Source organism: Halodesulfovibrio sp., from assembly GCF_015482765.1.
Lineage (GTDB): Bacteria > Desulfobacterota > Desulfovibrionia > Desulfovibrionales > Desulfovibrionaceae > Halodesulfovibrio.
The window spans coordinates 107,303-119,750 of the sequence record NZ_JADMLB010000050.1 but is presented as its reverse complement, the minus strand read 5'-3'; the positions used below and the strand labels follow the sequence as shown (position 1 = coordinate 119,750).

General features: G+C 43.7%; 9 protein-coding genes. 3 read left to right on the top strand and 6 right to left on the bottom strand.

The features are described 5' to 3' along the window. Positions 1–345 precede the first annotated feature (345 nt). Positions 346–1,764, top strand: coding sequence for a basic amino acid/polyamine antiporter (locus QZY95_RS08080; protein WP_290921860.1), 1,419 nt, complete (start codon positions 346–348; stop codon positions 1,762–1,764). A gap of 27 nt (positions 1,765–1,791) precedes the next feature. Further along, on the top strand, positions 1,792–4,116 hold the full coding sequence (adiA, locus tag QZY95_RS08075) for an arginine decarboxylase (protein ID WP_290921855.1): 2,325 nt from the start codon (positions 1,792–1,794) through the stop codon (positions 4,114–4,116). Between the two features lie 54 nt (positions 4,117–4,170). Here the strand turns inward: adiA and QZY95_RS08070 are convergent, their stop codons facing one another. From QZY95_RS08070 to QZY95_RS08045, 6 genes are all read right to left on the bottom strand, one after another. Beyond that, positions 4,171–6,573 (bottom strand): acetate--CoA ligase family protein, encoded by a 2,403-nt coding sequence (locus QZY95_RS08070; RefSeq protein WP_290921850.1) that lies wholly within the window; start codon positions 6,571–6,573, stop codon positions 4,171–4,173. Between the two features lie 449 nt (positions 6,574–7,022). After that, the gene (locus QZY95_RS08065) at positions 7,023–7,469 is read right to left on the bottom strand and encodes an arsenate reductase ArsC (RefSeq protein ID WP_290921845.1); all 447 of its coding nucleotides are present in this window, start codon (positions 7,467–7,469) and stop codon (positions 7,023–7,025) included. A gap of 26 nt (positions 7,470–7,495) precedes the next feature. Beyond that, positions 7,496–7,855, bottom strand: a complete 360-nt coding sequence (locus QZY95_RS08060) for a metalloregulator ArsR/SmtB family transcription factor (protein ID WP_290921839.1) — start codon at positions 7,853–7,855, stop codon at positions 7,496–7,498. 557 nt (positions 7,856–8,412) lie between these two features. Continuing rightward, positions 8,413–9,276: a YitT family protein gene (locus QZY95_RS08055; protein WP_290921834.1), complete on the bottom strand. Its 864-nt coding sequence runs from the start codon at positions 9,274–9,276 to the stop codon at positions 8,413–8,415. Positions 9,277–10,158: 882 nt separating this feature from the next. Continuing rightward, a complete protein-coding gene (locus tag QZY95_RS08050) occupies positions 10,159–11,295 on the bottom strand; it encodes a P-loop NTPase (protein ID WP_290921829.1) in 1,137 nt (378 codons plus the stop codon). A gap of 63 nt (positions 11,296–11,358) precedes the next feature. Beyond that, positions 11,359–11,529, bottom strand: a complete 171-nt coding sequence (locus QZY95_RS08045) for a hypothetical protein (RefSeq protein ID WP_290921827.1) — start codon at positions 11,527–11,529, stop codon at positions 11,359–11,361. 463 nt (positions 11,530–11,992) lie between these two features. Here QZY95_RS08045 and QZY95_RS08040 point away from each other — a divergent pair, with 463 nt between their 5' ends. Continuing rightward, positions 11,993–12,442: a cytochrome c family protein gene (locus QZY95_RS08040; RefSeq protein ID WP_290921824.1), complete on the top strand. Its 450-nt coding sequence runs from the start codon at positions 11,993–11,995 to the stop codon at positions 12,440–12,442. Positions 12,443–12,448: the final 6 nt, after the last annotated feature.

Genomic DNA, 12,448 nt, shown 5'->3' with positions numbered 1-12,448 from the left:
GTTCCGGAATTTTTTTAGGGATGAATTACACTTAATCTAAAAGAATCCATCTCTGGGAGGTACCATCGCCGGGTTAGTGCGACTGTGACCGGAACAACGCTAAGACATTCATTGCGAATATCTTTCACAGGTTATGACTTATCTCCAGAAAAAAAAACTCCACCACTGTTTGACACTAAATTGTTGCAATAAAGACACACAGTTATTGGTTGGTCGTTCAAATTATATTCAAGGAATAGAAATATTTTTCGATGGTTGCGATAAATCATTTCTTTGTAACGGACTGTGTTGCTGAATAGTAATGTTATGCGTTGAATAATCTTCACAGCTTAGCGGAGAAAGTGGATGCCTGAGCGACAAAAAAAACTTGGATTAATAGGCCTTACAGCCATTGTGGTAAGTGCCATGATCGGAGGCGGCATCTATAATTTGCCGTCGAATATGTCGGAAGGCGCAGCCGCTGGTGCCGTGCTGCTCGCATGGGTACTCACCGGACTTGGAATGTACTTTCTCGCGACATCTTTCAGGGCACTGTCGGATGCACGTCCAGACCTTGATTCTGGAATATATGCCTATGCACGTGAAGGGTTTGGAGACTTTGTAGGTTTTGAAATGGCTTGGGGATATTGGTTGAGCGCTGTTTTTGGCAATGTAGGTTATGCAGTGCTGACAATGGACGCGGCAGCGTATTTTTTCCCTCCTGAAATTATGAGCGCCCAGCTCCAAGCCTTTATCGGGGGCTCATTTCTTATCTGGAGTATGTGCATCATTTGTTTGTTCGGTGTGTCCGCAGCAAATATTCTGAATATTATAACAACGGTGGCTAAGTTGCTGCCGTTGTTTTTATTTGTAGGCATAGTTGCATTGTTTTTTTCCGCAGAGCATTTTTCTATGAACTTTTGGGGAGAGGCATCTGCTGGGCTTGGCGGGTTAGGAAAGCAGTTAAAAAGTACGATGCTTGTCACGCTGTGGGCATTTATCGGCATAGAAGGGGCTGTTGTTGTTTCAGGCAGGGCTCGAAATGCAGATGATGTAGGCAGGGCAACCATTTTAAGTCTTATTTTATGTCTTATTTTGTATACGCTTATTTCCCTCCTTCCTTACGGTTTTTTGACTCAGGCTGAGCTTGCTAAGCTCCCAAATCCTTCCGCGGCATATGTGCTGGAGCACTTGGTGGGAAAATGGGGGGCATCACTTATTAATGCAGGAGTCATTATAGCTCTGTTGGGCAGTTGGCTTTCATGGACAATAATGGTTGCAGAAGTTCCGCATGTGGCGGCTAAAGATGGTGTTTTTCCGAAAGTTTTTGCTAAAGAAAATAGGCACGAATCACCGTATGTCTCCTTGATTGTAACAAGTCTTTGTATGCAGCTGACAATGCTTGTCGTGTTGTTTGCAAATGATGCGTGGCTGTTCTTGTTGGATATTACGGGCGTTATGATTTTGTATCCGTATTTTGTGAGTACAATCTATTTGAGTAAGTTATGTATTCAGGGGCGTTATCCCTTGGATCAGCCCGTTTCTAGAAATATGGCTCTTTTTGCAGGTGGGTTTGCTGCTGTGTATGCGGTTTGGTTGTTGTATGCGGCTACTCCAAAATTCCTTCTTCTTTCCAGTATCTTTTTTGCTTTGGGCATTAGTGTGTTTTGGAAAGCAAAAAGAGAAGAGGGAAAGCAGCTTTTTATTGGTTGGGAAAAAGCAGGCGCAATTGTGCTTGTAGGTATAGCCGTTGCGGCGGCAATCTTTTTTGGTCTCGGTAAGTAATGATGTAACAGCAGTAAGGAGTATTGCATGTCTGTAACAGACTTCCATGTGTTAGTGGCAGAGGATGAAACAACACAAGCTGAGACCTATGTGAGTAATGCTGTGCAACGGCTTATGCATGAACTAGAGGCGCAGAATGTGCGTATTACCAGATCATATAGTTTTTGTGATGCACGAATTATTTTACAGGCCAATACTCCGGTTGATTGTTTGTTGTTAAGTGCCAATATGCATAATGAAAATGATGAGGAGTATCGTCAGGCAGAGCGCTTAATCCGAAAACTCCATACAAGGCAAGCCGGAGTTCCGGTGTTTCTGATTGCTGAGCGGGAGAAGACAACCCGTGCAATGTCGAGTCATTTAATGGAGATGGTAGATGAGTTTGTATGGATTGTAGAAGATACAGCTGACTTTATTGCGGGTCGAATTGAAGCTGCTATACGTCGGTATCGTAAACAGATGCTTCCTCCATTAATGGATGCATTGATGCGGTATAGTGCTGTTAAAGAGTATTCATGGGCTGCACCGGGACATCAGGGTGGTATTGGGTTCACTAAATCTGCGGTGGGACGTGTTTTTTTTGATTACTACGGAGAAAATCTTTTTCGGACAGATATGGGAATTGAGAGAGCGTCACTCGGGTCTCTTTTGGATCATACTGGTGCATTTGGTGACAGCGAAAAATATGCGGCGGGAGTTTTCGGGGCACATCAAACATACAATGTTGTAGTAGGAAGTTCAGGATCAAACAGAACCATTATGCAATCCTGTATTGCGCATGATGACATCGTGTTGATTGATCGTAATTGTCATAAGTCTATTGAGCAGGGTTTGATTCTGACGGGTGCCGTTCCTGTGTATATGGTTCCGACGAGAAATAGATACGGCATCATTGGGCCTATTCATGCTTCTTCAATGAAGCCTGAAGCATTAGCCGCAGCGGTGGAGGAGTCTTCCCTTGTGAAGCAGATGCACGCAAGGTGTCATAAATGTGAGCCGGTATACGCCGTTGTAACAAACTGTACGTATGATGGATTGTGTTACAATGCCAAGAAAGCCAAAGAGTTGTTGGAAGAGTCAACAGACATCGTTCATTTTGATGAGGCTTGGTACGGGTATGCCCGATTTAATGGTATGTACGAAGAGCATTTTGCCATGCATGGCGATCCGGCAGAACATGAAGGTGCTACCGTTTTTGCGACCCATTCAACGCATAAGCTTTTGAACGGACTTTCACAGTCCTCTTATATTCATGTGCGGGAAGGGCGTAAGAATGTTAACCCTTCGATGTTTAATCAGGCGTATATGATGCACACAACAACATCACCGCTGTATTCAATTGTTGCTTCAAACGATATTACGGCAGCAATGATGTCTGGTGAAAGCGGTGAGTCCCTTACGCAGGAAGTTATTCAGGAAGCAGTTGACTTCCGTAGGGCTGTGGCGCGTATTTGGCGGGAGCATGCCAATCATAAAGACTGGTTTTTTAAGCCGTGGAACCCTGAATATGTACAGGTGACTGAGCAGGGCGAAAAAGAGTGGGTACTTTTTGAAGATGCTCCAGTAGATGTGCTGACCAAAGATCAGAACTGCTGGCGTTTAAAGCCGGAGGATACATGGCATGGCTTTGATCTGGATGAAGAAAATTGGTGCATGCTTGATCCTATTAAAGTCAGCTTGCTTGCTCCTGGAATGGGAGATGACGGTAACTTGTTGGAAAGCGGTGTTCCGGCTGCATTAGTTACACAGTATCTTACTCGTTTTGGTATTGTTCCTACCCGTACCACAGACTTCCAAATAATGTTTTTGTTCTCCATGGGAATAACCCGAGGTAAATGGGGAACGCTTTTGAATACGTTAATTCGTTTTAAGGAGCATTATGATTCAGGAGATACTGTTCGTGAAGTCTTGCCGGACTTGTATCAGGCGTATCCTGAAAAATATGAAAATATGACGCTAAAAGCATTAGGTGATGAGATGTTTGCATTTTTGAAATCATCGCAAATGCATGTGGCGTTAGATAAAGCGTATACCGGAACTTTTTCTGCGCTAATGAAGCCACGTGATGCATATGAAAAGATAGTACAGCAGGAAGTTGAATTGATCCCTTCTGACAAACTTGGAAACAGGATAGCTGCAAATTCATTGCTTCCGTATCCTCCTGGTATCCCGATGATAATGTCAGGCGAAGCTTTCGGTGCTCAGAAAGAATGTCCGGCAATTCAATATTTGGCGCATCTTGAAGATTGGGACAGAGCTTTCCCCGGATTTGAACATGTGACGGAAGGAGCCGAAGTTAAGGACGGTAAGTATCATGTCCTTTGTGTGAATAACCGGAGGCGTCGTAAGTAAGAATGTAAGCAAAATGCCCCTGAAGCACTTCGTGTTTCAGGGGCATTTTATTTTTTAAAAGTGTTCGTTAGTGGCTCGGATTTCTTCAACACGAAGACGTGCTTCGGAATAGAGTGCCAGCGCTGTTACAGCACGGTCACATACAGGGAACACAGGAACATTGTTCTGAAGAAAATGATCTCGAAGTGGATCATACAGTCTGCCACCATCAATAACTCCGACGATCGGTTTAGTTGAATTGTTGGCAACATCAACTAAGAGTTGAGCAATAGAGTTTGCATCGTTCATGGAAAATGCAGGGACAGTCGGTTCTGGGAGCGTATGCATTGCAGGCGATAAAGGATCAAGTCCAACTATGATGGAATCAACCGCGCTATCTTCAGCAAGAAGTTTTACCGCTTCTGTGTGAAGGGCGTCATTTGCTGTTGGCGTGAGGTCAAGCGGGTTTTGAATTGTAACAAGAGATTGCAGACGATTTGCTTCAAGCATTGATGCAATAGCTTGTTTTGTTTCTGCCCCGAACTGAGCAAGATCCATTTTAAAATCATCAGAGTGGATTGAATCTGCCATGCCTACTGCTTCAAACCCAGCACCGCTGACTGCTGCAAGCCTGTTACCGGCTATTTTTTTGTTATTTAACATTTCTGCTAGCAGGAAAAGGTCTTGAAATTCCTGGAAGGTTCTTGCCACCAGAGCGCCAGCCTGCCGTACGCAGCTTTCACAAACCATGTAGTCTCCGGCTAAAGAGGCTGTGTGTCCGCTTGTGGCAGTTTTGCCTTCAGGGGTTCGTCCTGCCTTATAGAAAATGACTTCTTTTCCGTTATGAATGGCTTCACGAACGGCTTTGCAGAATTCAAGACCATCCAAGTCACTGAAGCCTTCCGCATAGACTGCAATTACATCAACATTATCAGCGTCTTTAAAGTAGCGAACCATATCTCCAAGCGTGAGGTCTGTCTGGTTGCCCATGGAGATCATATAGCTTGGGTGCAGCTCTGGGCTTTGGCTGTAGCGGTGCAGCATAAATGCACCACTTTGACTGATAAGTGCAGCTCTGTGTGGAGTAGCAGTACGGTTTTTCGGTAATTTTTCTTCAGGGATGAACCAAGTGTCGTAGGAACCTGGATGTGAAACAACACCCATGCAGTTTGCTCCGAGGAAAACTGGTCCACCGTCACCTTGTGCGTGTGTCGCATCAATGCGGGCAATTAATTCTGCGGCTTTCTTTTGACTTTCTTCTGTTTCGCCCATGCCGCCGGGGATAAGCATAACGCTTTGTGCAGCATCAAGGCTGATAATGTCATCGACAAGAGCAGGAACTTGAGCGGCAGAGACGGCAACAACAAAAAGATCGAGTTTGTGGTCGAGACTGGCAAGGTTTGGAACGCAGCGCACACCGTCAATTTCATTCACACCATCGCGAATCAGAGTAACGTTTTCTTTGTCAAACCCCTCAGCGAGGATGTTTTCAAGAATAATGCGTCCAAAGTTGCGGCGGGTTGCTGAAACTCCGATGATGCCTATGCGCTCAGGATGCAGTAAGTTTTCAATTTTATTGATAGGGCGTGGGTGGGCTGGCTTTTCGGCTTTCCCGAAGCGGCACATACCATCAAGGGGAACCATGAGGTAGTCTGTAAAAGCAAACGGGTTGATCTCCAGTTCCTGAATGGTAAACGGAGCATCGTTATTCGTAGGAGAGTAGAAGCGCCCCATTTCGATAAATGAACTGAAACATTCAATGAGTTGTTCATCTGTAACAATACGGCGTTGTCCTCGGGTGAGACCAGCCAGTTTTCGATACGAAATTGTTTTGCGGAACAGTGCAAAGAAGGCTTCACCATCTACCAGTTCAGTTGATGCGGCGACGATAGCCTGTCCTTTTCTGAAACGTTCTGCATACAGTTCAGTATCAGTGCCACCGAGTCCGGCACTGATAACCATACCGAATTCTCTGGTGTAACGAAGTCCGACAATAAGCTCGTTGCCAAATGCACTTGAGTCAGGCGGCATGAATTGAACCTGTAAAACGCCTTTTAAATCGCGGCTGATCGCTTTAATTAGAGCATCACCGGTTAACCCCTTGTATGCCTCAGGAGCATGGTCTGGGTTGCGCTCAATATACGCTGCGTAGTTCTCCGGTACTTCATATTGCATAGCTCGGACAGCGGATCGAATTTTCGAAGGCTGTTTTTCAACAATGCGCACTCCGCCTACCTCTGTCTTATGGATAATGGTAGGCGAAACAATTTTCAGAACCGCCTTTTCACCCGGAATTGCCATGAGTTCTTCGTCTGAAAAACGAGCACCGCGAGGGAGAAGGTTGGCAATAGGTGGTGTTTCAGCACCAGAGTTTGCTAACAGATTATATACTTCATATTCGTACAGAAAGTCTCTGCCTTCTGTCTCGGCAGCAGAAAATAGCTGCGTGATTTTCTCATAGTCGATCATTGTGTTCATAGCCATCTCGCTTGGAAAAATTCTGTAAGAAAAATAACTGTACGAAGTTTTGACGTTTTTGTCTTCGGTCTGTTTTTCTTTTCGACTATGTAGAAAATGAAGAGTGTGTATCGAATAAAAGTTGTTAACTTAGCACGTTCAAATTTGATTACATAAAAAAAATCCCAGTGAATGCTGGGAGGTCGGTGATGGAGTAGTGGAAGGGAGATTAGATGATCGGGGCAGGGAGAGAGAGGTTTCCTGCCCCGATCAGGTGTCTTTTTGCATGGTAGTTGCTGGACCATGCGGTAAGACGCAGAATAGAGTTGCTGTCGCCATAATTGCCAATGGCTGACGAAATTACTGTATATTTTCACTGTGACAATTGTGTGACAAAACGTATTAGAGTTGTCTTTATTGTTTCAATATTCTGAAAATATAGAGATAGTTTAGTTGATGCACTGAGGATTTTATAACTTCAATGCTTCTGGGAGAGTTTCAATGTACGCTTTAATTTCGTCGCGAACGTTTCTATAGCATTCCAGCTGCTCTTCTTCGGATGCGCCATTTTCCGCAAGTTCTTTCGCCATTGCAGGTGGGTCAGGAAAGCCTACGTGAACGACTTTTGCGTTTCCTGGGAAGTACGGACATGTTTCGTGCGCATGGCCGCAAACTGTTACGACTACATCAAAATTGATGTCATCAAATTCACTCAGCAATTGTGAAGTATGTGATGAAATATCAACACCCGCCTCTTTCATAACCCTAACCGCATTGGGGTTGAGCCCATGAGTTTCAATTCCTGCCGAATAGGCATTGAGCACGTCACCCTTGAGGTGTCTAGCCCAGCCTTCCGCCATCTGACTGCGGCAGGAGTTTCCGGTACATAAAAAGAGAATGTTTATTTTATCCTTCATTGGTGTTCCTATTTAGGAAAGAAAATTTATCCACGCTGTTTACGGCAAATATCTTCCGGAGCGTTGGAGAGAATATCCCGTAAATGTTTTTTATCCTGTTGAATTTCAGGACAGTAGCCTGCATGTTCATTAACCCAGTCAAGAAGTGGTTTTACGTATTCAAGATCCTCTGAAAGGCTTGAAAAAATCCAGCGACCTTCTTTTCTGAATTGTACTAGGTTTGCGTTGTGCAAGACACCAAGATGTCTGGATACTGTCGCACCGGCAATACCGAGTAGTTCTGTAAATTGGCAGGCGCAGAGTTCATTGTGTTCCATTAACGCATAAACAATGCGCAGCCTGTTCTGGTCAGATAACGCTTTCAGTGTTTGAGTAATTTTTTGCATAATCATCCCGAGTACGTTTCTATATTACATTTATGCGTCTTTTTTATGGCAGGGCGGTAAGTTTAACCAGACTGTTCTGTTAACAGTGCTCCCTGTTAAACCTGTATGTAAGCCGCATAGAGGTAATGTAGAGATCCCCCCCTACGAAACGTCGTTTAGTTGTTTAGCTAAATATGGTATCGCTGCGTATACTGTCAAGTGTCGGGGCAACAGTTTGAGTGGCAGATACCTTGGAACTCGACAATGGGCTACTTAATTAACACGTTGTATTGTATGCTCAATAGTGTGGGTACCTTTCGCTTTTACGGCACAGCCTGTGGACAATCCTAAGAGTAAGATGCTCAGTATTACTGTGTAGATGTATGTTTTAGACATAATTTCTCCATACTGTATTTAAAGCACAGCACCAGATGATGGGGGATTCGTCAAGCATCCGAAAGTCTACGCCTTCATTTTAGAACATAAAAAAAAGCCCCTGCCAGCGACAGCTTACGTGCTGTAACGACTGAAAGGGGCTTGATGTCTTTATTTAATGCAGTACTTTTTTTATCAGCTGCTTAATACATTTTTCGTGGGTTAAAGTTAGCACCTACAACAGAGAAGGTGTTTTCAACGATGAAGATAGCATTAGGGTCTGTGTCAAAAACTATAGATTCAAGCTGCTTCATGCGAATGTTATCTGTTATGCAGAAAAGCATACTTACTGCTTTACCGGAGTAAGAGCCGGTACCCCAGACTAATGTACCGTTGAGTCTTCTAGCTCTACGCATTTGTGCCATGATCTCTTCGTTTTTGTAGGAAATGATTCGCACAGCTTTTTTCTGGTTGAACATGGAGAGAGCATATTCTGTAACGTATGAGCTTAAGAAGAGCATAATGAGCGTTGTAACTACGAGATCAGGGTTAAAACGGACAGCAATCAGGCTCATCAGTATTGCGTTGATGATAAAGTAGAAAACGCCGATACGAAGACCGTATTTTTGGTTCAGGATAACAGCAAGTACATCGAAACCACCGGCTGCACCGAATGAACGGAGGATAATTCCGCTTCCCAGCCCCATAATGACACCAGCTGCGATGGAAGCAAGCAGGCGGTCTTGGATATGGAGGTCGAGAGTGAAATATTGTGTTAAAAACGTTACCAGAAGCATGCAGTAGAGGTTCAACAGGAAGAATCGTTTCCCGACGCTTTTCCATGCGATAAGGAAGATTGGAATGTTGAAGAGCAAGTACCACTGCGGGGTTGTGAAGGTATCACTGACGTAACTTCCGAGAACAGCAAAGCCATACAGCCCTGCTGGAATAAAATTATGGTGAACGGCAATGCCGTTGTAACCTACGATGAAGATCATTGCACCGAAGGTGAGAAGAAAAATGTTCCACGGAAGGGAGTAGGCAAGAGCATGACGGTTAAACTGCATTGTGCTTTCCTTTAGTTTTACAGCTTAGATTGTGCTCCGGTAAGGCCGGTTTCAGGATATTCTGGATGCCAAGTAACGTTGTGCTGATCAACCGGATACAGGATACGGAGATCATAATGATTTGTGTTTACACATAAAAAAAAGGCTCGAACACAATGTTCCGAGCCTTATTTAGTCATGGGAAAAAGCAGCTTACGACAGCCGCATATAATCGGGCGTAGTCCAAGGCTCATGGAGTACGCACGCAAAAATACTTTCCGTATTGGAAAGCGTCATCTGTGTATGGGTACTGTGCGTATTCTGCATACAAAAACCTTGGTTAGTGTTGAAAAAAAGGCAGCCGAAAATTGGGACTACCTGTGCCTGATGTGGCGCTTCTATACGCAAAAGTCGTGAACGTCTAGTGGAAAAAAACTTTTTTTTAATAAAGATTTTTTTCACAAATGACTTTTGGTTTTGAATTGTTAAGTTCTTCTAAATCAGCATGTTATGGATTTTAAAAGCTGTGCAAAGTATTCATCTGTGAATAAAAGTATTTTGCTTTTTTATTATGTGGATTTCTTATCGAATAAGGGTTTTCAAGGATTCATCTGTACGGATGAGGGGAAGAATGCGTGTTTTTTATGGTACCGGTAGTGGCTTCGTGAAAAAGTTAGCATGAGCGAAATAATGCTTTTTTCACGTTAAAAACGTGAGCAGAATACAATCTTTTTTTCTTAATTGTATGGGCATACGGGTGGTATTTTATACCAAATTATATGCATGGCATATTCATGCAATACTCATTTATATACACATGGTATACTCATACGATATCCGTCTTGATCTACTTAGCATCGTACAAATAGTTACTCATTTTCGTACGGGTAAAATTATTATGCGTTACTCATCTTCATCGTAGATTTCTTCCGGGCATTCATGCTGTCGTAAAATTGTTGCAAGTTCTTTTAGGCTGCTGGTTAATGGTGAATCCGGATACAGGTGACAATAAGGTGTTCCGTCGTTGATGGCGATGAAGGTTCCTTTTTGATCTTCTGGAAGACAGGTGATGCAGTCGACGCCGATTGTTTTTTCGATTTCAAATTTCGATAGTGTATTTCCGGAAATGCAGCCCGTAAGTACTAGTGAAAGTTTGCAGAAGTTTTCAAATCCACCGGCAGTTATTGTTTGTACAAAACGTTGGGCACTGCCCATACAAGGTTTTGTAGGCATTGTAACAAGCAGGCTGTCATCCGCCATTTCCATGACGCGATAGAGCGCAGCATCAACTCGACTGCCCATGTCGATGACGATAATTTCAAAAGCATCAGCCGCGGCAATCAGCATAGCGGAGACTGTTTCAGGAACCACACTGCCCGTTCCCATTGTAACCTCGGGAGCAACAAGAGCCAGTATTCCGCTGCTGTGATGATACATGGCGCTCTTTATGTACGAAGCATTCATTAATGCGAGATCTTTTGCAGCATGACGACGATCCCGCTTTGAAGGAGTATTCAGGAATGTTGCTACGTCACCGTACGGGCGGGAGAAGTCGAGAAGTCCGACCCGTTTGCCTTCTTTAGCAAAACAGGCTGCGAGGTTCACTGCTACCGATGTTGTTCCGGAGCCGCCGCGTGCCCCCATAACAGCAATGACTTTAGGACGAACGGCTTTACTTGGATCTACCGAGCGAGTGGCCAGATAATCTTCCAGTGCGCGTTGCAGGATTAGCTTGCTAATCGGGTAACTGAAGAAGTCTCGTGCGCCGGAAACCAGTGCTTCATGTTTGTTGCCGTCTGTGTACTGTGATGCACAAACGTATACCGCACCGTAATTATGTCTTTTTGCTTCGATAATCCGTTCTGTAATATCTTTGGAATATGTAGTGCAGCCGATTACAAGCACTTCCGGTTTAGTAAGCTGGAGTGTGTTTATGAGATGAGTAAAGTGTATTTCACACAACATGTTGTGCAAAGCACCCGCAATTGTTGGATCACTTGCTTCTAGCTTTATGTATAATGCTTCTTCAACTGTAGGCATGTATTCCTCCGCTTGCTTGTATCGGCAAAAAGTATTCTTTTACGTGATATCTATCTAACTTATTTATTTTTCAACATTCTTTTCTTCTATAGCAATCTTATTCGCTTCGGGAATATCGTTTGAAGTGGTGTCAGTAAGAATACGCCAAGCGCCTACAGCAAATGTTATACAGAGAATAACGAGTAAAATGTAACGAAGCGTGCTGAATTGCGAAACTTTATGATCTTGCACCATTTCTTACTCCCTCAAATATAAATACATATTCTTTGCATGCAGAATTGTTGCAGTGAGTGTGTCTGTCCTTACAACAGCAGTGTAATATGCGAGTGAGGCAAGAACATATGATATTGGAAATGTATATTCTTATTGTGTAGATACGTTTTAAATAGATATTGGATGTTGTGTAAGTATGTGGTCGCGTACATACAGGTTGCCTAGTATTTGAATTTGTTTGCATTTGTTGATTTTATCTAATAAAAAAAGTTAGTTGTGCGTGTTGTTTGGCTTTGAATGCTCAAACAGCTTTACGTATTATAAATGCTCTTTTTGTAAAAACTAAAGAATGAGGAATAAAAACCGATGGAGGAGGTAGAGTTTCCTTATAAAAAGGAGCACGTGGGTGGTTGTCGTGAAGAGTGTTCGGGCAAGCGTATGAGGGATGTGCGCTGATACTCTTCCAAAAAGGGAGAATGAAATTATGCAAAACCAGAGAGTCGTTCTTGTTGCTCTCGTTTTGGTTCTGTGCATGCCATGTTTTACTTACGCAGCTAAGTATGTGGGTTCTGCTGCGTGTGGTGAATGTCATGAAACAGAACATGGCCGCTTTATGCAATATTCCAAGAAAGCAAAGTCATGGGAAAGTATTGCAGTTATGGCGCCAAAGCTCACCAAGACTGAACAGCAGGAATGCTATGAATGTCACACTACCGGATATAACAAGGGGGGATTTGTCAGTTACGAAGAAACTCCGGAATTATCAGATGTTGGATGTGAGACCTGTCATGGACCTGGTGCGGCACACGCTGAAGATGGTGATCCTGATTTAATCAAGCGTAAACCTGATCCTGAAGACTGTGTTGTGTGTCATAGCGCTGCACGCGTGAATGACTTCGGGTTTAAACCGCTTGTAAACAGTGGTGCACACTAGGAGGCA